The organism is Micromonospora sp. WMMA1996, from assembly GCF_002573675.1.
Taxonomy (GTDB): Bacteria; Actinomycetota; Actinomycetes; order Mycobacteriales; family Micromonosporaceae; genus Micromonospora; species Micromonospora sediminicola.
In genome coordinates this window covers 1,778,017-1,797,380 of the sequence record NZ_PDHU01000001.1, presented here as the reverse complement: position 1 = coordinate 1,797,380, position 19,364 = coordinate 1,778,017, and the positions used below count along the sequence as shown (strand labels likewise).

The 19,364-nt window shown below is 74.7% G+C and carries 20 protein-coding genes; 12 read left to right on the top strand and 8 right to left on the bottom strand.

Annotation, left to right across the window (positions count from 1 at the left end; translation table 11 throughout):
• The first annotated feature begins 99 nt into the window (after positions 1-99).
• Both COO58_RS08620 and COO58_RS08615 read left to right on the top strand, forming a co-directional pair.
• A complete protein-coding gene (locus COO58_RS08620; RefSeq protein WP_091574062.1) occupies positions 100-846 on the top strand; it encodes a lysozyme in 747 nt (248 codons plus the stop codon).
• A gap of 64 nt (positions 847-910) precedes the next feature.
• Positions 911-1,585, top strand: coding sequence for a peptidoglycan recognition family protein (locus tag COO58_RS08615; protein ID WP_091574061.1), 675 nt, complete (start codon positions 911-913; stop codon positions 1,583-1,585).
• Between the two features lie 52 nt (positions 1,586-1,637).
• On the opposite strand, the gene COO58_RS08610 is transcribed toward COO58_RS08615, so the two are convergent.
• The 4 genes from COO58_RS08610 to COO58_RS08595 are packed head-to-tail and all read right to left on the bottom strand — an operon-like array spanning position 1,638 to position 6,607.
• Positions 1,638-3,797 carry an MMPL family transporter gene (locus tag COO58_RS08610; RefSeq protein ID WP_176558773.1) on the bottom strand — a complete coding sequence of 720 codons (2,160 nt, stop codon included), beginning with the start codon at positions 3,795-3,797 and terminating at the stop codon, positions 1,638-1,640.
• On the bottom strand, positions 3,797-4,510 hold the full coding sequence (locus tag COO58_RS08605) for a DUF2993 domain-containing protein (RefSeq protein ID WP_098744501.1): 714 nt from the start codon (positions 4,508-4,510) through the stop codon (positions 3,797-3,799). Before COO58_RS08605 ends, COO58_RS08610 begins: the two co-directional genes overlap by 1 nt.
• A 55-nt stretch (positions 4,511-4,565) precedes the next feature.
• The gene (locus COO58_RS08600) at positions 4,566-5,924 is read right to left on the bottom strand and encodes a HAMP domain-containing sensor histidine kinase (protein ID WP_218012342.1); all 1,359 of its coding nucleotides are present in this window, start codon (positions 5,922-5,924) and stop codon (positions 4,566-4,568) included.
• Complete coding sequence (locus COO58_RS08595; protein WP_098744500.1) at positions 5,921-6,607, bottom strand: response regulator transcription factor; 687 nt, start codon at positions 6,605-6,607, stop codon at positions 5,921-5,923. Before COO58_RS08595 ends, COO58_RS08600 begins: the two co-directional genes overlap by 4 nt.
• A gap of 84 nt (positions 6,608-6,691) precedes the next feature.
• On the opposite strand from COO58_RS08595, the gene COO58_RS08590 reads away from it, so the two are divergent.
• The 4 genes from COO58_RS08590 (at position 6,692) to COO58_RS08575 (ending at position 8,921) form a co-directional block, all read left to right on the top strand.
• Positions 6,692-7,057, top strand: a complete 366-nt coding sequence (locus COO58_RS08590) for a helix-turn-helix transcriptional regulator (protein WP_098744498.1) — start codon at positions 6,692-6,694, stop codon at positions 7,055-7,057.
• Positions 7,054-7,695 carry an SRPBCC family protein gene (locus tag COO58_RS08585; RefSeq protein WP_098744497.1) on the top strand — a complete coding sequence of 214 codons (642 nt, stop codon included), beginning with the start codon at positions 7,054-7,056 and terminating at the stop codon, positions 7,693-7,695. The genes COO58_RS08590 and COO58_RS08585 overlap by 4 nt, the downstream gene beginning before the upstream one ends.
• Positions 7,696-7,785: 90 nt before the next feature.
• Entirely contained in the window at positions 7,786-8,400 is a 615-nt protein-coding gene (locus COO58_RS08580; RefSeq protein ID WP_098744495.1) for an NADAR family protein, read from the top strand.
• A gap of 11 nt (positions 8,401-8,411) precedes the next feature.
• Positions 8,412-8,921, top strand: coding sequence for an NUDIX domain-containing protein (locus tag COO58_RS08575; protein WP_091574057.1), 510 nt, complete (start codon positions 8,412-8,414; stop codon positions 8,919-8,921).
• A gap of 4 nt (positions 8,922-8,925) precedes the next feature.
• Here the strand turns inward: COO58_RS08575 and COO58_RS08570 are convergent, their stop codons facing one another.
• Entirely contained in the window at positions 8,926-10,092 is a 1,167-nt protein-coding gene (locus tag COO58_RS08570; RefSeq protein ID WP_098744494.1) for an LLM class flavin-dependent oxidoreductase, read from the bottom strand.
• 143 nt (positions 10,093-10,235) lie between these two features.
• Between COO58_RS08570 and COO58_RS08565 the strand changes: the two genes are divergently transcribed.
• The 6 genes from COO58_RS08565 (at position 10,236) to COO58_RS08540 (ending at position 16,156) form a co-directional block, all read left to right on the top strand.
• On the top strand, positions 10,236-11,204 hold the full coding sequence (locus tag COO58_RS08565) for a sulfonate ABC transporter substrate-binding protein (RefSeq protein WP_091574055.1): 969 nt from the start codon (positions 10,236-10,238) through the stop codon (positions 11,202-11,204).
• Positions 11,201-12,037 (top strand): ABC transporter permease, encoded by an 837-nt coding sequence (locus COO58_RS08560; RefSeq protein WP_091574054.1) that lies wholly within the window; start codon positions 11,201-11,203, stop codon positions 12,035-12,037. Before COO58_RS08565 ends, COO58_RS08560 begins: the two co-directional genes overlap by 4 nt.
• Positions 12,010-12,735: an ABC transporter ATP-binding protein gene (locus COO58_RS08555; RefSeq protein ID WP_098744492.1), complete on the top strand. Its 726-nt coding sequence runs from the start codon at positions 12,010-12,012 to the stop codon at positions 12,733-12,735. The genes COO58_RS08560 and COO58_RS08555 overlap by 28 nt, the downstream gene beginning before the upstream one ends.
• Positions 12,736-12,751: 16 nt before the next feature.
• Positions 12,752-14,158 carry a selenium-binding protein SBP56-related protein gene (locus COO58_RS08550; protein ID WP_098744491.1) on the top strand — a complete coding sequence of 469 codons (1,407 nt, stop codon included), beginning with the start codon at positions 12,752-12,754 and terminating at the stop codon, positions 14,156-14,158.
• On the top strand, positions 14,155-14,793 hold the full coding sequence (locus COO58_RS08545) for a hypothetical protein (RefSeq protein WP_098744489.1): 639 nt from the start codon (positions 14,155-14,157) through the stop codon (positions 14,791-14,793). The genes COO58_RS08550 and COO58_RS08545 overlap by 4 nt, the downstream gene beginning before the upstream one ends.
• A gap of 79 nt (positions 14,794-14,872) precedes the next feature.
• The gene (locus COO58_RS08540) at positions 14,873-16,156 is read left to right on the top strand and encodes a sulfite oxidase (RefSeq protein ID WP_091574050.1); all 1,284 of its coding nucleotides are present in this window, start codon (positions 14,873-14,875) and stop codon (positions 16,154-16,156) included.
• On the opposite strand, the gene COO58_RS08535 is transcribed toward COO58_RS08540, so the two are convergent.
• The 3 genes from COO58_RS08535 to COO58_RS08525 form a co-directional block, all read right to left on the bottom strand.
• Positions 16,143-16,691 (bottom strand): RNA 2'-phosphotransferase, encoded by a 549-nt coding sequence (locus COO58_RS08535; protein WP_098746199.1) that lies wholly within the window; start codon positions 16,689-16,691, stop codon positions 16,143-16,145. The two genes, COO58_RS08540 and COO58_RS08535, sit on opposite strands and share 14 nt — an antisense overlap.
• Before the next feature lie 104 nt (positions 16,692-16,795).
• Positions 16,796-17,932 carry a hypothetical protein gene (locus COO58_RS08530; RefSeq protein WP_141561872.1) on the bottom strand — a complete coding sequence of 379 codons (1,137 nt, stop codon included), beginning with the start codon at positions 17,930-17,932 and terminating at the stop codon, positions 16,796-16,798.
• Between the two features lie 357 nt (positions 17,933-18,289).
• Positions 18,290-19,339, bottom strand: coding sequence for an aldo/keto reductase (locus tag COO58_RS08525; RefSeq protein ID WP_098744486.1), 1,050 nt, complete (start codon positions 19,337-19,339; stop codon positions 18,290-18,292).
• Positions 19,340-19,364 lie beyond the last annotated feature (25 nt).

The following is a 19,364-nucleotide window of genomic DNA, read 5'->3' as shown; positions in this document are numbered from 1 at the left end:
GCCTCTATTGAAAAGTTTCTCCGCCCTGTGACCTAATGTTGACAGTTCCTTTCGTCATACTCCCGCCGCCCGCGAGGCGGCAACCCCCAGGGAGGAAAGATGCACCGTCCGATGCGATCGGCGCTGCGCGCGGCCGGAGCCGCGCTGCTGGCCACCGCCACCGTCGTCGCCGCGGCCCTGCTCGGCGCGGCCCCCGCCCACGCCGCCCCGGCCGGACTGCCCGGCATGGACGTCTCCAGCTACCAGGGCAACGTGAACTGGTCCGGCGCCTGGGCCAACGGGGCCCGGTTCGCCTACGTGAAGGCGACCGAGGGCACCTACTACACCAACCCGTACTTCGCCCAGCAGTACAACGGCTCCTACAACGTCGGGATGATCCGCGGGTCGTACCACTTCGCCCGGCCGGACACCACGAGCGGCGCGACCCAGGCCAACTACTTCGTCGACCACGGGGGCGGCTGGTCCAAGGACGGCCGGACGCTGCCCGGCGCGCTGGACATCGAGTACAACCCCTACGGCGCCACCTGCTACGGGCTGAGCCAGGCGTCCATGCGCAGCTGGATCGCCTCGTTCGTCAACCAGTACTACGCCCGCACGGGCCGGTGGGCCACCATCTACACCACCACCGACTGGTGGAGCACCTGCACCGGCAACACGTCGCAGTTCGCCGCCAACAACCCACTGTGGATCGCCCGCTACTCCAGCAGCGTCGGCACGCTGCCGGCCGGCTGGGGCACGTACTCGTTCTGGCAGTGGGCCTCCTCCGGCACCTTCCCCGGTGACCAGAACGTCTGGAACGGCACCCTGGACCGCCTCCGGGTGCTGGCCTGCAACGGACCCTGCTGACCCACGCCGGCGGGGCGGGCCGCACCGGTCCGCCCCGCCGTCCGTACCCGACGAGGAGGTCCCGATGTCCGTTCCCCTCCCCCGGCGGGCCGTGCTGCGCGGCGCGGTCCTGCTCGGCGCCGCCGCCGGCGCCGGCGCGCTGACCCAGGCCGGTCCCGGCCGCGACGCGCGGGCCGCCGCCGCGCGCGTCGACCAACCGACCATCGCCAACTGCGCGACCTGGAGCGCCCGCCCGCCCGCGTCGCCGGTGAGCGTGGTGCAGAGCCGACCCAACAAGATCATCGTCCACCACACCGCGTTCCCGAACACCACCGACTACAGCCTCGCCCAGGCGTACCGGAACTCCCGCGACATCCAGAACCTGCACATGGACACCAACGGCTGGCTCGACTCCGGCCAGCACTTCACCAACAGCCGGGGCGGCCACCTGACCGAGGGACGCCACGGCAGCCTCTACGCCCTGCTGCACGGGCAGACCATGGTGCAGGGCGCGCACTGCGTCGGGCAGAACAGCCAGGCCATCGGCATCGAGAACGACGGCATCTACCTGGACGTACAGCCGCCGCAGGCGCTCTGGGACAGCCTGGTCGCGTTCTGCGCGTTCACCTGCCAGCAGTACGGCATCGCGCCCACCGAGATCTACGGGCACAAGGACTTCAACAGCACCCAGTGCCCCGGCCTGCTGCACGACCGGCTGCCGGAGCTGCGCCGCACCGTCGCCGCCCGGCTCGGCGGCTGAACCCGGCGTACGTGGGGCGCCCGGGTGCGACGGGCGCCCCACGTGGCCGCACTCAGCCCATCGGCACCCGCGGCGCCTGGTCGGGCCGCCGGTCCGACCGGCCGGGCCGCCACCAGTTCGCCCGACCGAGCAGGGCCATGGTGGCCGGCACCAGCAGTCCCCGGACCACTGTGGCGTCCACCGCCACCGCCACCGCCATGCCAAGACCGAACATCTTGATCACCGGGTCGTCCTGGAGCACGAAGCCGGCGAAGACGGTCACCATGATCAGCGCGGCCGAAGTGATCACCGGCCCGGTCCCGGCCAGCCCCTCCCGGACCGCGGTGCGGTTGTCGGCAGTGACCAGCCACGACTCCCGCACGGCGGTCAGCAGGAACACCTCGTAGTCCATGGAGAGCCCGAAGAGCAGGGCGAACAGCATCATCGGCAGATAGCTCTCCACCGGCACCGGGCCGGACAGGCCGGTCAGCCCGACACCCCAGCCCCAGGCGAAGACCGCAGTCAGCACGCCGTACGCGGCTCCGATCGAGACCAGGTTCATCACCGCCGCCTTGATCGCGACGACCGGCGCCCGGAACGCCGCGTACAGCAGCACGGTGGCCAGGCCGACCACCACCGCGATGACCCACGGCATCCGCTGCCCCACCCGGTCGGCGAGGTCGACCCGGGTGGCGGTGGCGCCACCCAGGTGCGTCGTCACCCCCGGCGTGTCGACGGCCCGCAGCGTCCGCACCAGCGTGGCGGTGGCCGGATCGCTCGGCGCGGTCGTCGGGTACGCGGTCAGCACCACGACGCGCCCGCCGTCGGCGAGCCGGGCCGGGGTGACCCGGGCGACGCCGGGCGTGCCGGTCACCCGGGCGGTCAGGCCGTTCACCCGCGCGTCGCCGGCGTCGGCCGGCGGGTCCAGCTCGGCGACCACGGTGAGCGGCCCGTTCACCCCCGGCCCGAAGCCGGCCGCGAGACGGTCGTAGCTGGTCCGCCCGGCGGTGCCGACCGGCTCGTCGCCCGGGTCGACCTGGCCCAGTCGCAGGCCGAGGGCGGGCGCGGTGAGCACACCGAGCAGCAGCAGCGCCAGGATCGCCCAGCGCCACGGCGCGCCGGTGACCCGGTCGGCCTGCCGGGCCCAGCCGCTCCGGCGACCCGCCGCCGTCCCGTCCGGGGCCGACGGGCGGCGGCGGATCCGCAACCGGTCCAACCGGTGCCCGAGCAGGGCCAGCAACGCCGGCAGCAGGGTCACCGCGCCGGCCACCGCGACAACCACCACCAGACCGGTGGTCCACCCGAGCGTGCCGAGGACGGGCACGCCGGCCACCGCCAACCCGCCGAGCGCGACGACCACCGTCCCGCCGGCGAACACCACCGCGCTGCCCGAGCCGGCCACGCTGCGGGCGACCGCCTCGTCCACCGGCACGCCCTCGGCCAGCAATCGGCGGTGCCGGGTGACCAGGAACAACGCGTAGTCGATACCGACACCGAGACCGACCATGGTGGCCAGCGTCCCGGCCACCGACGGCACCGCGACCAGATGTCCGGCCAGTCCGACCGCGCTGACCGCGCAGGCCAACGTGAACAGCGCGGTGACCAGCGGCACCGCCGCGACCACCAGGCCGCCGAAGGCGAGCAGCAGCACCAGCGCGGCGGCGGCCAGCCCGAGCACCTCGCTGTCCCGTGCCCCGCCGCGTTCCGCGGCCGAGGCGAGCACGCCGCCGGGCGTCACCTCGATGCCGACCGTCGCGGCGGGAGCGGCCGCCTCAGTGACCGCGTCGGCGAGCGCCTTGTCCACCTGGCGCGGCGACACGTCGAGCCGTACGGTCAGCCAGCCGGTGCGCCCGTCCGCGCTGAGCGTGCCGGAGGCGGCGGCGATCCCGTCGACCCCGGTCACGTGTGGCACCTCCGCGATCTCGCGGCTCACCTGCGCCAGGAGGTCCTGCCGGGCCGAGTCGTCGAGCCGCCCGGAGTCGACGTGCAGCACCAGTTGGCCGCCGGTGCCACCACCCTGCCCGGCCCGGTCCAACAGGTCCCGCGCCACCTGGGCGTCGCTGCCGGGCAGCGCCACGTCGTTGTCGACCGGCCGGCCGAGAGCCGCCGCGGCGCCGACCAGCAGCACGGCGAGGATCAGCCAGAGTCCCAGCACCGTCCGGGGCCGGCGGGCGCAGAGCCGGCCGAGGCCGCCCATCAGCCGGTGCACCCGGCTGCCGTCGTCGACCCGCATCATGCTCCTCCGCAGTGCGCGCCGGCCTGCCCGCCGGCCGCCGGCAGGGTGAGTTCGTGCCCCTCGACCTGGACGAGGAGCCCGTCGCCGGTGGCCGTCACCGCCCGGTAGGACAGGCCGTCGGGCAGCGTCGGCAGCTCACGCCCGAGGTCCGCGCTCCCGCCGAGCCGGTCGAGCAGGGCGCCGGCCGGCCGCCGGATCCCGAACACCTCCACCTCGGTGGGAGTGAGGACGAGACGCCCGCCGGTCAGGGTGGGGCGGACCAGCAGCGTGACCGGGACGGCACGCGCCTGCGTCTCGATGCCCAGCTGACCCTCGGCGTAGCGGTACCGCAACGGACGCCCGGCCGCCTCGGTGGGCAGCGCCTCGTAGCCGACGAGCACCGACACCGCCGCGGCACCGATCCGGGCCGGTCCGTCGCCGGTGCGGACGTCGCGCAGCTCGGCGTCGACCCGGGCGACCCGGAGACCGCCGGCCCGGACGTCGGCGACCGCGATCCGGAGCCGGTCCAGCCGGCCGCCGAGGATCTGCGGCAGCGCCGGGAAGCCGCCCAGCTCGACCGAGGGTCGGGGCACCCCGGCCGCGCAGGCCACCCGGTCGGCGAGGCGGCCGGCGACCAGCCGGGCCACCACTCGGTCGGCGACCACCACCGCCAGGACGAGGAACAGGACCGCCGCCGCGCTCACCAGCCGACGGCGTGTGGATTTCCGCATGGCGCGAGCACACCAGGGCCGGCTGGGTGTCCGACCGGAGGTGGATGAGAGAACGTCAAGAGTCCGCGCCGGGCAACCGGAACCGGACCGTCGTGCCCGCCCCCTCGCCCGTCTCCAGGCCCAGCTCGCCGTCGTGGGCGGCGACGATCTCGGCGACGATGGCGAGCCCCAGCCCGCTGCCGCCGGCGCCGCCGTGGCTGAACCGCTCGAACGCCCGGGCGGCCAGTTGCGGCGGCATCCCCGGCCCCTCGTCCCGGACCGCCACCTCGATGCGGTCGCCGCGGTGGCGTACGTCCACGACCGCCGGGGTGCCCGCCGGGGTGTGGACGCGGACGTTGGCGAGCAGGTTCGCCAGCACCTGGCGCAGCGCGTCGGCGTCCCCGCGCACCGTCGCGACGGGTGGTGCGGTGACCCGCAGCGGCCGGCCGGGCTGCACCGCCAGGGCGTCGGCGACGGACTCCCGGGCCACCTCGGCCAGGTCGACCGTCTCCCGGCCGAGCCGCGGCTCGGCGTCGAGCCGGGCCAGGTAGAGCAGGTCGTCGAGGATGCGGCTCATCCGGGTCGCCTCCTCGTCTCCCCGGCGCAGCACCTCGGGCCGGCGGGCCGGCTCGACCATGTCGTGGCGCAGCAGGTGCAGGTAGCCACGGATCGAGGTCAACGGCGTGCGCAGCTCGTGCGAGGCGTCCGCGACGAAGGTGCGCAGCCGCTCCTCCGAACGCGTCCGGGCGGCGATCGCCGACTGGAGCCGGGCGAGCATCCCGTCGACGGCGCGGGTCAACCGCCCCACCTCGGTCCGCTCGCTTCCCTCGACCGGAACCCTGCGGTCCAGGTCGCCGCCGGCGATCGCGGTCGCGGTGCCGGTGATCCGGTCCAGCGGACGCAGACCCCGAACCAGCAGCACGCGGGCGAAGCCGGCGAGCAGCAGCAGCACGGTCAGCCCGCCGGCCAGCTCGACCAGGACCAGCCGGCGCACCGTCTCGCGTACCGGCGCGAGCGGGAGCGCGATCAGCACGACCGCGTCGCCGGCCCGCACGGTGACCGCCCGCCACGTCCCCGCGTCGAGCGTCGTCGCCGGACCGGCGCTGCCGTCGGCGGGCGGGGGCGGGGCCCGGTCCAGCAGCGCAGCGGCCGGCGGCGACGCGCCGAGTCGGGTCAGCGTGCCGTCCGGGTGCCGGATCTCCACCAGGTAGTCGGAGGGCGCGACGACCGCGCGGGCCGCCCCGCCGGGCTCACGCAGCAACGACCCGACCCGCTGGGTGGCCAGCGCCGCGCCGGCGCGGAGCTGGTCGTCGGTGCGGTCCAGCAGGTACGCCCGCAGGCCGGCGGCGCTCACCACGCCGGCCACCAGCAGCGCCACGGCGGTCAGCGCCACCATGCCGGCGAGCAGGCTGCGCCGCAGCGGCACCCGGTTCATCCGCCGGCCCGCAGCGCGTAGCCGAACCCGCGCTGGGTGACGATCAGCGGTGGTCCGAGCGGATCCAGCTTGCGGCGCAGGTAACCGACGTAGGTGTCGACCACGTTCGAGGCGCCGCCGAAGTCGTAGCTCCACACCGCCTCGAGGATCTGGGTGCGCGACAGCACCCGACCGGGATTGAGCATCAGGTAGCGCAGCAGCTTGTACTCCGTCGGCGAGAGCGCGAGCACCTGCCCGCCCCGACGGGCCTGGCAGGTCTCCTCGTCCAGTTCCAGGTCGGCGTAGCGGAGCAGGCCGGCGGCGTCCCCGGCGTCGGGACCGATCCGCCGCAGCACCGCCCGGACCCGGGCGACCAGTTCGTCGACCGAGAAGGGCTTGGTCACGTAGTCGTCGCCGCCCCACGTCAACCCGGCGATCTTGTCCCGGGGCGCGTCGCGGGCGGTGAGGAAGACGATGCCGAAACGGTGCCCCGCGGCGCGCAGCCTCCGGCAGAGCGCGAACCCGTCGCCGTCGGGCAGCAGCACGTCCAGCACCACCAGCTGCGGCGACCGCTCGGCGGCCAGCCGCTCGGCGTCGCCGGCGGTGCCGGCGGCGACCACCTCGAACCCGTGGAACCGCAGCACCGTCGCCACCATGTCGACGATGTTCGGCTCGTCGTCGACCACCAGGACCGTCGTTGCCATCGGAGCCAGCACAGCACAGTTCGATGAGAGTTCGATGAGAATACAGTGCTGGCTTATATAAGTCAGGCCTGATATAAACGGGTCGTGCACGCCTTCGACGTCCTCGGCGATCCGGTCCGCCGCCGCATCCTGGAGCTGCTCGCGGCCGGCGAGCAACCGGCCGGAGCACTGGGCGAGACCGTGCGGCGCGAGTTCGGCATCAGCCAGCCCGCCGTCTCGCAGCACCTCAAGGTGCTGCGCGAGCACGGGTTCACCACCGTGCGCGCCGAGGGCACCCGCCGGCTCTACGCGGTCGATCCCGCCCCGCTGCGGGAAATCGACGCCTGGCTGGCCGGCTTCCGCCGGTTCTGGGCGCCGCCGCTGGCCGCGCTCGCCACCGAGCTGGCCCGGGGCCGCCGTGAACGCCGGCTGCGCGAGGACGAACCCGACGACGAGAGGACCAACCCATGATCGACGTGACCGGGCAGATCAGCGCCGTCGAGCGCCGGATCGGCGACCGTACGCTCCCCGCCGGGCAGGCGCGGGCGCTCACCATCAGCCAGACATACGAAGCGTCGGTGGAGGACGTCTTCGACGCCTGCACCAACCCGGAGCGGATCCCCCGCTGGTTCCTGCCGGTCTCCGGCGACCTGAGCCTCGGCGGCCGGTACCAGTTGGAGGGCAACGCCGGCGGGACCGTCGAGCGCTGCGACCCGCCGCACGGGTTCGCCGCCACCTGGGAGTTCGGTGGCGAGGTGAGCTGGATCGAGGTGCGGCTGCGCGAGGCCGGGCCGGGGCGTACCCGCTTCGAGCTGGAACACGTCGCCCACGTCGACGACCAGCGGTGGGCCGAGTACGGCCCGGGAGCGGTCGGCATCGGCTGGGACCTGGCCCTGGTCGGCCTGGCCTCACACTTCGCCCCCGACGGCGTCGGCGTGGACCCGGCTGCGGCGGCCGACTGGATGGCCTCGGACGAGGGACGCCGGTTCGTGATCGCGGCCGGCGAACGGTGGACGGCGGCCAGCGTCGCCGCCGGCACCCCGGCAGACCAGGCACACGCCGCGGGCGAGCGGGTCACCGCGTTCTACACCGGCGCCCCCACCCCCTGACCATCCCCACCCTCGCCGATCTTGCAGTTTCGGCTCCCAGGATGTCCGGTTGGCGGAGCTTGCCAGGTCCCAAACTGCAAGATCGGCGGGATGTCGGTGGGGTGGGGCAGACTGCCGGGCATGCCGATCCGTTCCGTCACCGACCTGATCGCCACGCTCGACACCGGAGAGACGGTCAGATATCTGCACTTCTGGGGGCACCGGCCGCAGCGCGACGGCAGCGTCGGCGCCGGCTGCCTGAGCCAGTGGTGGCCGGCGGCGTTCACGGTGGACGGTCGAAAGTACGCCACTGCCGAGCACTGGATGATGTGGCACAAGGCCACGCTCTTCGGCGACCACGAGATCGCCGGGCGGGTGCTGACGGCCACGCACCCGCACCGGGCCAAGGCGCTCGGCCGGCAGGTCCGGGACTTCGACGAGGCCACCTGGACGGCCCGCCGCTACGACGTCGTGGTGGCCGGCAGCGTGGCCAAGTTCGGGCAGCACGAGGACCTGCGGCGGTTCCTGCTCGGCACCGGCGGCCGGGTGCTGGTGGAGGCCAGCCCGACGGACCGCATCTGGGGCATCGGCCTGGCGGCCGACGACCCGCGCGCGGGTGACCCGGCCACCTGGCGGGGTGCCAACCTGCTCGGCTTCGCCCTGATGGAGGCGCGCGACGCGCTCGCGCGCGCGAGCAGCCGAGCGTCCGACCGGCCGGCCGGGTAACGTGCTGCGGCGTGACCGCGTACTCGCACTGTTCGTTCTGCGGCGCGGCCTACCCGGCCGACGCCGGCTGGCCGCGTGTCTGTTCGACCTGCGGCGAGACGGTGTGGCGCAACCCGCTGCCGGTCGCGGTGGCGGTGCTGCCGGTCCGCACCCCCGACGGGCTCGGCGTGGTGGTCGTACGCCGGGACATCGAGCCGGCGCGCGGGCAGCTCGCCCTCCCCGGCGGCTTCGTCGAGTACGGCGAGGAGTGGTCCGAGGCGCTGGTCCGCGAGCTGCGGGAGGAGACCGGGCTGCTCGCCGAGGCCGACGAGGCGCGGCTGTTCGCGGTGCACGGCGCCCCGGCCGGCGGCACCATGATGGTCTTCGGCGTGCTGCCCGAGCGGCCGGTGGGCGACCTGCCGCCGTCGGCGCCCACCGAGGAGGCGACCGAGTGGCTGGTGCTCACCGAGCCGGTCGAGCTGGCCTTCTCCACGCACACCCGGGTGCTGGCCGACTTCCTCGCCGGGCAACGCCCGGACTGACGGGTCAGACCCGGGCCGGCACCGGCTGCGGGGAGAACGGCACGGCCGCCGGCGCGTCGGCGGTCGGATCGCCGGCCGGGTGCCGCCACAGCCCCCGGCGGCGCAGGATCGGCAGCACGCCCTCCCCGAACCAGTACGCCTCCTCCAGGTGCGGGTGGCCGGAGAGGATGAACTCGTCCAGCCCGAGCGCGTGGTACTCGGCGATCCGGTCGGCGACCTCGGTGTGGCTGCCCACCAGGGCGGTGCCCGCGCCGCCGCGGACCAGCCCGAAGCCGGCCCACAGGTTGGGCGAGACCTCCAGGCCGTCGCGGGAGCCGCCGTGCAGGTCCAGCATCCGCCGCTGCCCCTCGGACTCGCTGCGCCGCAGCCCCTCCTGCACCGCCCGCACGTCGGCCTCGGGGATGCCGTCGAGCAGCTTGCGGGCCTGCGCCCACGCCTCCTCGGCGGTGTCCCGGCTGATCACGTGCAGCCGGATGCCGTAGCGCAGCTCACGGCCGGCCTCGGCGGCCAGGCCGCGGACCCGGTCCAGCTTGCCGTCCACCTGTGCGGGCGGCTCGCCCCAGGTCAGGTAGACGTCGCTGTGCCGCACCGCCACCGGCAGGGCCGCGGCGGACGACCCGCCGAAGTAGACCGGCGGCACCGGGTCCGGCACCCGGGTCAGCCGGGCGCCCTCGACCCGCACGTGCGCGCCGTCGTGGTCGACCGTCTCGCCGCGCCACAGCGACCGCACCACGTGCAGGAACTCGTCGGTACGCGCGTAGCGGGCGTCCTTGTCCAGGAAGTCGCCGTACGCCCGCTGCTCGGCGGACTCGCCCCCGGTGACCACGTTGAGCAGCAACCGGCCGCCGGACAGGCGCTGGAAGGTGGAGGCCATCTGCGCGGCGAGGGTGGGTGAGAGCAGCCCCGGGCGGAACGCCACGAGCAACTTCAACCGCTCGGTCACCTCGGTGAGCATGGCGGTGCTCAGCCAGGCGTCCTCGCACCAGGCGCCGGTGGGGGTGAGCGCGCCGGCGAAGCCGAGCTGTTCGGCGGTGCGGGCGATCTGCCCCAGATAGGCGACGCTGGCCGGGCGGGCGCCGCCGGCGGTCCCGATCGGCACGCCGTGCCCGCCGCCCACGATGTCCCGGCTGTCGCCGTAGGTCGGCAGGAACCAGTGGAAGGTGAGCGACATGGGCGGCCTCCGGCGCGGGTCGGTCGGGCCGTCTCCTGAGGGGTGGGACGACCGCGCCGACAGACTACCCATAAAACCTATCGGGTTGGTAGGTTGCTGACGCCCGCCGATGGCCGGGCCCATCCCCTCCCCGAGGAGTCGTCATGCGTACCCCGTCGAGACCCCGCCGCCGCCTGGGCGCGCTGCTCACCACCCTGGCGCTGGTCGCCGCCACGGCGCTGACGGCCTGCGGCGGCGAGGCGGCCGACGCCCGCGGCGACGACGCGCCACTGCGGATCGGTTACCAACGCTTCGGCGGCCTCAGCCTGGTCAAGGCGCGCGGCGACGCGAAGAACGTGACCTGGTCGCTGTTCGAGAGCGGGCCGGCGCTCACCGAGGCGCTCAAGGCCGGCTCGATCGACATCGGCCAGACCGGCGAGGCGCCGCCGGTCTTCGCCGCCGCCGGAAAGATCCCCTTCTCCGTGGTCGGCACCTCCCAGCCCATCCCCCAGGGCGAGGCGGTGCTGGTCAAGGCGGGCAGTCGGTACCGGAGCTTCGCCGACCTGCGTGGGCGGACGGTGGCCCTGAACAAGGGCTCCAACGTGCACTGGCTGCTGGTGAAGCTGCTGGAGGCGAACAAGATGACGCTCGCCGACATCAACGTCAAGTACCTCAAGCCGGCCGAGGGACGACCCGCGTTCGACAACGGGCAGGTCGACGCGTGGATCATCTGGGACCCCTACTTCGCGCTCGCCGAGCGACCCGACGTTCGGGTGCTCGCCGACGCCACCGGCCTGGCCGGCAACCGCGAGTACGTGCTGGCCGCGCCGGAGGCGGTGAAGAACCGCACCGACGACGTCCGCGCCTTCCTGGACACCTACCGGCGGACCACCGACTGGGGCATCGCCCACCCGACCGAACGGGCCGCCGTGCTCGCCCCGGAACTGAAGATCCCGCTCGACGTGACCACCCGGGCCCTGGCCCGCAGCGCCAAGCCGCTCGCCCCGGTCACCCCGGAGATCGGCGCCGAGTTGCAAGCCATCGCGGACAGCTTCGTCGACCTGAAGCTGGTGCCCGGGCCGGTCGACATCGCCGGGCGGGTGGACGGCCGGTTCAACGAGGCGTTCCGGTGAGCGGCCCGGCGCTCGCCGAGGCGTCCGCCCCGGTCGTACCGGATCAGGTGACGCCGCGGCGGCCCCGGACCCGGGCCGTCCGGCGGTGGCGGCGGGTGCTCAGCCCGGTCGTGCTGGTGGTGGCCTGGGAGGCCGCCGCGCGGTCGGGCCTGCTCTCCCCGGAGAAGCTGCCCGCGCCGAGCGCGGTGCTCGCCACCGGGTGGCGGCTCGCCGCCGACGGCACGCTCGGCGTGCACCTGCTCGACTCGCTCACCCGCGCCGCGCTCGGCCTGCTGGTCGGCGGTGGGCTGGCGCTGGTGCTCGGCGCGGCGGCCGGGCTGCTGCGCCTCGGCGACGACCTGGTCGACCCGCCGGTGCAGATGGCCCGGATGCTGCCGCACCTGGGCCTGGTCCCGCTGCTCATCATCTGGGTCGGCATCGGTGAGTCGCTGAAGGTCACGCTGGTCGCGCTCGGCGCGTTCTTCCCGATCTACTTCAACACCTACGCCGGGATCCGGGACATCGACGAGCGGCTGGTGGAGGCGGCCCGCACGTGCGGCCTCGGCCCGGCCGCCCGGCTGCGGCACGTGGTGCTGCCCGGCGCGCTGCCCGCCCTGTTCCTCGGGCTGCGGCTGGCCATCGGCGCGGCCTGGCTCAGCCTGGTCGTCGGCGAGCAGGTCAACGCCCAGACCGGCGTCGGTTTCCTGATGATGGAGGCCCGCGAGTTCAGCCAGACCGACGTGGTGGTGCTCGGCCTGCTCATCTACGCGCTGCTGGGTCTGGCCTCCGACCTCGCCCTCCGGTACGCCGAGAGGAGGACGCTGACGTGGCGACGCGGGCTGCGGGCGACGTGACGCCGCCGGTGCTCACCGCGCGCGCGGTGACCCGAGCCTTCGGCCCCGCCGTGGTGCTGGCCGGGGTCGACCTGACCATCGCCGCCGGAGAGACGGTCGCGCTGCTGGGTGGCAGCGGCTCCGGCAAGAGCACGCTGCTGCGGGTGCTCGCCGGGCTGGACGACGACGCCGGCGGCACGCACCGGGTGCACGGCACCGCCGCCGTGGTGTTCCAGGAGCACCGCCTGCTGCCCTGGAAACGGGTGGCCGACAACGTCGCACTCGGGCTCACCGGGCCGGACGTCGCCGGGCGGGTGAGCCGCGCGCTGGCCGAGGTCGGGCTCGCCGACCGGGACCGGGCCTGGCCGGCCGAGCTCTCCGGCGGGCAGGCACAGCGCGTCGCGGTGGCCCGCGCGCTGGTCCGCGAACCGGACCTGCTGCTGCTCGACGAGCCGTTCGGCGCGCTGGACGCGCTGACCCGGCTGCGCATGCAGGGGCTGCTGCGCCGGCTGCGCGCCCAGCACGGCTTCGCCGCACTGCTGGTCACCCACGACGTGGAGGAGGCGCTGCTGCTCGCCGACCGCGTCCTGCTGCTCGACGACGGCGTCATCGCCGAGGAGATCCCGGTCCACCTCGGCCCCGCCCCGAGCCCCGACGACCCGGCCCTCGGCGCGCTGCGCCGCCACCTGCTCGACCGCCTCGGCGTACCCACCGCATGACCGTTACGGAGACCCGATGACCCGCTGGACCCCCGACCCGACGTTCTACCCCTCTCCGGCGCTGGCGGCCGCCGCGCCGGCCGAGAAGCTCGCGTACGTCGCCGCGTTCGACCGCTCCGGGCAGCGTCCCGACGCCATCGCGGTGCTCGACACCGACCCGGACTCCGACTCGTACGGCCGGGTGGTGGGCTGGACCGAGCTGCCGCACACCGGCGACGAGCTGCATCACTTCGGCTGGAACGCGTGCAGCAGCGCGCTCTGCCCGACCGCGCCGCACCCGCACGTGGAGCGCCGCTACCTGATCGTGCCGGGCCTGCGCTCGTCCCGGATCCACGTGCTGGACACCAAGCCGGACCCGCGCCGCCCCGAGCTGGTCAAGGTGATCGAGGCGGAGGAACTCGGCAAGCGGGCCGGCTACTCCCGCCCGCACACCGTGCACTGCGGGCCGGACGGCATCTACGTCTCCGCGCTCGGTGGCGCGGACGGGCAGGAGGGGCCGGGCGGCATCGCGGTGCTCGACCACACCACGTTCGAGGTACGCGGCGCGTGGGAGGCCGACCGGGGGCCGCAGTTCCTGGCATACGACTTCTGGTGGCACTACACGCAGGACGTGCTGGTCACCAGCGAGTGGGGCACGCCGTCGATGATCGAGGACGGCATCGTCGGGGAACTGCTGCTGGGCCGCCGGTACGGGCACGCGATCCACTTCTGGGACCTGGCCAAGCGCCGGCACGTGCAGCGCGTCGACCTCGGCGACCAGTACCAGATGCCGCTGGAGCTGCGCCCCGCGCACGACCCGACCAAGTCGTACGGCTTCGTCGGCGTGGTGATCAGCGTCGAGGACCTGTCCGCCTCGATCTGGCTGTGGCACCGCGACGGCGACGCCTGGGCGGTGACCAAGGTGATCGACATCCCGGCCGAGCCGGCCGACGCGGCCGACCTGCCGGACCTGCTCAAGCCGTTCGGGGCGGTGCCGCCGCTGGTCACCGACATCGACCTGTCGGTGGACGACCGGTTCCTGCACGTCTCCTGCTGGGGCACCGGCGAGCTGATCCGCTACGACGTCAGCGACCCGTTCCACCCGGTACGCGTCGGATCGGTGCGCCTGGGTGGCATCGTCAACCGCACGCCGCACCCGGCGTTCCCGGACGAGCCGCTGGCCGGCGGGCCGCAGATGGTGGAGATCAGCCGCGACGGCCGCCGCGTCTACGTCAGCAACTCGCTCTACGGCGCCTGGGACGACCAGTTCTATCCCGACGGGGTGGGCGCCTGGGTGGCGAAGCTCGACGTCGACCCGGAGAACGGCGGACTGGTGCCCGACCCGCGGTTCTTCCCGCGCGGGGAGGAGTTCCGCGGCCTGCGCGTGCACCAGACCCGGTTGCAGGGCGGCGACGCCTCGTCCGACTCGTACTGCTTCCCGTGACCGGCGCGACCTGGGCGGCGCTGGCCGGTCTCGGCGCGTTCCACGGCCTGAACCCGGCGATGGGATGGCTGTTCGCGGTCGCCCGGGGCCTTCAGGAGCGGCGCCGGGCCGCGCTGCTCGCGGCCCTGCCACCGATCGCGGCCGGGCACCTGGCGTCGGTGGCGGTGGTCGCCGCGCTGGTCAGCGCCACCCGCTCGGTGACGGCCGGCACGGCGGTCGCGGTGACCGGCGGAGTGCTGCTGGTCGGGTTCGGGATGTGGCGGCTGCTGTCGGACCGGCACTTCCGGTGGGCCGGCATGCGGCTGTCGGCCGCCCAGCTCACCGCCTGGTCGTTCCTGATGTCCGCCGCGCACGGCGCCGGCCTGATGCTGCTGCCGGTGCTGCTGGCGGAGCCGGCGGCCGGCGCGGGCCCGCACGCCGGGCACCTGTCCGCCGCGCCGGCCGGCGCGCTGACCGGGCTGGCCGCCGCGGCCGTGCACACCGGCGCCATGCTCGGCGTCGCGCTCGCCGTCGCGCTGCTGGTGTACGAGGTGCTCGGCGTCGGCGTGCTGCGCCGCGCCTGGTTCAACGTCGACCGGCTCTGGGCGGGTGTGCTGGTGGCGGCCGGCGTGGTGACGCTGATCGGCGCGACCTGAGCCGACACCTGGGCTGGATCGACGCAAAGTCCTACTGATTGAATAGGAAAGGCAGCGTCGCCCAGCCCGGAGGTCACCCGTGAGCCGTTCCCCGTCACCCGCCGAAGCCGTCCACGACGCCGAACGGAGCCGGCAGTGGCTCGCCGGGCAGGCGCACGGCGCGGGCGTCGACCGCGCGCGGCTGCTGGAGCTGGGTGCCGCCATGGCCGCGGTGACCGCCGCCGCCGCGGAGCGCGAGCCGGTCGCGGTGGCGCCGGCCCCGGTCGGCGTCGACCCGGGTACGCCGATCGCCAAGCCGCTGCCGGCGGCGCTGCTGCGCCCGCTGGACACCAACGCCGAGATGCGCTGGTCGGCGATGGCCGGCCAGGGGTACGTGGTGCCCAACGACCGCTTCTTCGTCCGCAACCACACCGTCACCCCCCACCTCGACCCGACGACCTGGCGGCTGCGCCTGTTCGGCGACGGCCTGCGCGGCGCGCCCACCCGCGACGCCCCGGTCGAGTTCGGCCTCGACGACCTGCGCCGGCTGCCCGCCGAGGAGCGCCCCGCGCTGCTGGAGTGCGCCGGCAACGGGCGGCGGTTCTTCGCCGAGCAGCAGGACCAACCGACCCCCGGCGTGGCCTGGGGGCTGGGCGGCGTCGGCGTGGCCCGCTGGCGCGGCGTGCGGCTGGGCACGGTGCTGCGCCTGGCCGGGCTGCGCGACGAGGCGGTCGACGTGATGCCCGAGGGCCTCGATCCGCACTACGTGACCGGCGGGGTCGACCTCGGACCGGTGCGCCGCCCGCTGCCGGTGGCCAAGGCCCTCGACGACGTGCTGCTGGCGTACGAGATGAACGGTGAGCCGCTGCCGGCCGACCACGGTTTCCCGGTGCGGGTGGTGGTGCCCGGCTGGATCGGCATCTCCTCGATCAAGTGGGTGGGACCGGTCGAGGTTTCCACCACTCCCCTGTTCTCACCATGGAACACCCAGTTCTACCGGCTGTTCGGCCCCGGGCACCCGGCCGACGGCACGGTGCTCGGCGCGCAGCCGGTGAAGAGCGCGTTCGAGCTGGCGTGGGACGCCCGCGTCCCGGCCGGCGAGGACGTGCTGCTGCACGGCCGGTCCTGGTCCGGCAACGGCCCGATCGAGCGCGTCGAGGTGGACACCGGCGACGGGTGGCGACCGGCCGACCTGGTCGCGACCGACCGGGGCGGCCCCTGGCAGCGCTGGACCGCGCGCTGGCGTCCACCGGCCGCCGGCCGGCACGTGCTGCGCGCCCGCGCCACCGACCGCACCGGCGCCGGTCAGCCCGACCGGGCCGCCCCGAACGACCTCGCGTACCTGTTCGACGCCGTGGTGGCGCACCCGGTCACGGCGTGCTGACCGTCAGGTAGCCGGGCGGCACGGTGTCGGTGAGCCACACCCCGTTCGCGGAGCGGTAGAACAGGTAGCCTTGCGCGGCCATGGTTGCGGCGTCGACCGCGAGCACGGCCACCGCGCCGCCCCGGCGCGCGCCGACCCGCCGGGCCGTCGCCACGTCCGGCGACAGGTGTACGTGGTGCCGGCGCCCCCGGCGCAGTCCCTCGGCCCGGATGGCGGGCAGTACGTCCTCGGCGGTGCCGTGGAAGAGTCGGCCCGGCGGCGTCGCCGGGGTCAGGCCGAGGTCGACCGGGACGGAGTGCCCCTGGTTGGCCCGGATACGGTCGGCGCCGTCCGGGCCGGCCTCGACGGCGAAACGCTGCTTGTCGTTGCCGGCCACCACGGCGTCGAGGTCGGCGCGGCTGATCCGCAGCGCGGCGAGCAGGTCGGCGACCGGCGTCCAGCCGGCCCGGTCGAGCGTCAGCTGGAACCGGTCGGGGCGGTGGCGCAACGCCAGCGACATGCGTTTGCTCACCCGGACCAGGTCACGATGTTCCATCCGGACAGTGTGGGCGCCCGGCCCGGCCACGTCGACCGGGTTCATCCGGCGACGGGCCGACCAGCGCGCCCAGCCGGGGGCGGGCTCGGTGGTCGACGTTCCGCTCAGCGGGTGGCGGCCGACGTCGGGGCGACCATCAGGCCGGCGGCGTCCACCACCTCGAAGTCGCCGCCGCGCAGGCGGTCCAGCGCGTGCAGGGCGTCGTTGTCCCAGCGCGGGTCCGGGGCTCCGGAGATGTACCAGGCGGAGCCGTGGTCGGCCACAATCAGTCCGTGGCGACGCATCGCCTCGGCCACGATCCGGGCCTGCCGGGGCAACCCGGACAGGTCGACCGAACGCTTGAGCCGCAGCCGCTGGCCGAGCTGCGGCAGCGCCGGGTCGGTGGCCGACGAGGCGGAGTGGCTGGCCGGCCACGTCCAGCCGGTGCGGGTACGCGGCACGGTCACCCGGATCGCGTGGTCGATCCGACCGGCCGCCACCTCGTCGTAGCGCACCAGCCCGGCCAGCACGGACAGCCCGGCCGCGTCGGCGGAGGTCCAGCCGGCCCGGCGCATCCGGTTGGACCGCAGGTCGAACACCGCGCCCGAGCCGGCCCGCCACCCGGCCCCGGAGCGGTGCGCGTCGAACAGCTCGTACGCCCGGCAGGCGCCGCGGTCCCAGACGATCACGTGCCGGTCGCCGGTGCCGGACGGGCCGCCCTCCACCTTCGCGTCGGGCGGGATCGGGTACGGCCCGCTGTCGCTCTCGTCGGCGTACCCGAACGTGACCGGCACCCGCCGTTGCCCGGCCGGGACGACGGTGACCGGGATGCCGATCGGCGCGCCCTCCCACGTCCCGGAGCCGAAGTCGGCGTGCACGGTGGCGTCGGCGCCGATAGCGCCGACCATCGCGGCCGACCGGGCGTGCACCGGCAGCCGGGTCACGTCGGCGTGCCAGACGTTGTCGGCCGGGAAGACCGCGCACGGCCCGGCCGACGCGCTCGGCCGGGCCCCGATCCCGGTACGCGCGGCCGGTGACGGCGCCACCGACGTCGTGCCAGCGGTACCGGGCGCGATGGTGGCGCCGCCTCTCGCCGCGCCCGGTGCGCCGGCGCCGGATGCGTCGGTGCTGGACGAGTTGCTGCCGGATGCGCTGGTGCCGGGTCCCGACGCGTCGGGATCGGCGCCGGAGGTGGAGCACCCGGCGGTGAGCAGGGCCAGCACGGCGACGACAGCGGCGCGGCGAGGGCGGAGGCGGAGCATTCCGGCGATCCTGCCCCAGCCCGCTCTCCCCAGCAACCACCCACCCCTTTACCGCCCCCGCTCGACACCGCGCCGTTCAACCACGCACCGGCCGACTCCGCTCCCGCATTCCAGGAACCGCCTCCCACCACACAGGAATCGCGAAGATCTTGGTAGGAAAGGGCCCCTATGGGGGCCGTTCGCTACCAAGATCTACGCGCGGAGGCGGAGACGTCAGCGCGCGCGGGTTGTGCGGGGACCGGTGATGGGGTGGGGCGCTGGCGAAGGGCTGGTCCTCGGCCAGCGGAGCGACCGGGTGGGACGGGCCGATGAGCGGCCAGGCTGCGGCACCCTCCGCGTAGGCAGCGCTGGGGGCCGTCAGGCGGCGGCGCGCTCCGGCATCGGGCGGCGACGTCGGGACGGGTCGGTCAGCGCGGGCGGGGACCAGACGCCGTCGGGCTGGTAGAGGTTCACCCCGGGCGGGACGATCTCGTCGATCCGGTCGAGCACCGCGTCGTCGAGCGTCAGCGCCGCCCCCGCGAGCAGCGCGTCGAGCTGGTCCATGGTGCGCGGCCCGATGATGGTCGAGGTGACCGCGGGGTGCGCCGCGGTGAACGCCACGGCGAGCTGCGGCAACGTGCAGCCCACCTCGTCGGCGAGCGCGACGAGGTGCTCGACGGCGGCGTACTTGGCGGCGTTGCCGGGCAGCTCCGGGTCGAACCGGGCCGGGGTGCGCGCCGGTCGGCCCGAGGTGAGGTCCACCGGCTGGCCCTGTCGGTACCGGCCGGACAGGAAGCCGGAGGCCAGTGGGCTCCACACCAGCACGCCCATCCGGTGGCGGAGGCACACCGGCAGCACCGACGCCTCGATCCCCCGGGCCAGGATCGAGTACGGCGGCTGCTCGCTGCGGAACCGGCCGAGCGCGCGCCGTTCGGCGACGTGCTGCGCCTCGACGATCTCCTCCGCCGGGAACGTCGAGCAGCCGAACGCCCGGATCTTGCCGGCCCGGACCAGGTCGCTGAGCGCGGCGAGCGTCTCCTCGACGTCGGTGGTGTGATCGGGTCGGTGCACCTGGTAGAGGTCGATCCAGTCGGTGCCCAGCCGGCGCAGGCTGTCCTCGACGGCGCGGACGATCCACCGGCGTGAGTTGCCGCCCCGGTTGGGTCCCTCGCCCATCGGGAAGTGCACCTTCGTGGCGAGCACCACGTCGTCGCGCCGGCCCCGCAGGGCCTTGCCGACGATCACCTCCGACTCGCCCGCCGAGTACATGTCGGCGGTGTCCACCATGTTGACGCCGCGGTCGAGCGCGGCGTGCACGATGCGGGCGCAGTCGTCGTGGTCGGGGTTGCCGACGGCGCCGAACATCATCGTGCCGAGGCAGTGGACGCTGACCTCGATGCCGGTGCCGCCGAGGACGCGATAGCGCATGTGGACTCCATGGTGGGTGACGCCG

Bases quoted from the DNA above. Each gene is read 5' to 3' on its own strand.
- COO58_RS08600 (WP_218012342.1), bottom strand. From the start codon at position 5,924: ATGAACCGGGTGCCGCTGCGGCGCAGCCTGCTCGCCGGCATGGTGGCG.
- COO58_RS08570 (WP_098744494.1), bottom strand. From the start codon at position 10,092: ATGTCGCTCACCTTCCACTGGTTCCTGCCGACCTACGGCGACAGCCGG.
- COO58_RS08605 (WP_098744501.1), bottom strand. From the start codon at position 4,510: ATGCGGAAATCCACACGCCGTCGGCTGGTGAGCGCGGCGGCGGTCCTG.
- COO58_RS08565 (WP_091574055.1), top strand. From the start codon at position 10,236: ATGCGTACCCCGTCGAGACCCCGCCGCCGCCTGGGCGCGCTGCTCACC.
- COO58_RS08620 (WP_091574062.1), top strand. From the start codon at position 100: ATGCACCGTCCGATGCGATCGGCGCTGCGCGCGGCCGGAGCCGCGCTG.
- COO58_RS08550 (WP_098744491.1), top strand. From the start codon at position 12,752: ATGACCCGCTGGACCCCCGACCCGACGTTCTACCCCTCTCCGGCGCTG.
- COO58_RS08525 (WP_098744486.1), bottom strand. From the start codon at position 19,339: ATGCGCTATCGCGTCCTCGGCGGCACCGGCATCGAGGTCAGCGTCCAC.
- COO58_RS08615 (WP_091574061.1), top strand. From the start codon at position 911: ATGTCCGTTCCCCTCCCCCGGCGGGCCGTGCTGCGCGGCGCGGTCCTG.
- COO58_RS08530 (WP_141561872.1), bottom strand. From the start codon at position 17,932: ATGCTCCGCCTCCGCCCTCGCCGCGCCGCTGTCGTCGCCGTGCTGGCC.
- COO58_RS08535 (WP_098746199.1), bottom strand. From the start codon at position 16,691: ATGGAACATCGTGACCTGGTCCGGGTGAGCAAACGCATGTCGCTGGCG.
- COO58_RS08610 (WP_176558773.1), bottom strand. From the start codon at position 3,797: ATGCGGGTCGACGACGGCAGCCGGGTGCACCGGCTGATGGGCGGCCTC.
- COO58_RS08580 (WP_098744495.1), top strand. From the start codon at position 7,786: ATGTCGGTGGGGTGGGGCAGACTGCCGGGCATGCCGATCCGTTCCGTC.
- COO58_RS08595 (WP_098744500.1), bottom strand. From the start codon at position 6,607: ATGGCAACGACGGTCCTGGTGGTCGACGACGAGCCGAACATCGTCGAC.
- COO58_RS08585 (WP_098744497.1), top strand. From the start codon at position 7,054: ATGATCGACGTGACCGGGCAGATCAGCGCCGTCGAGCGCCGGATCGGC.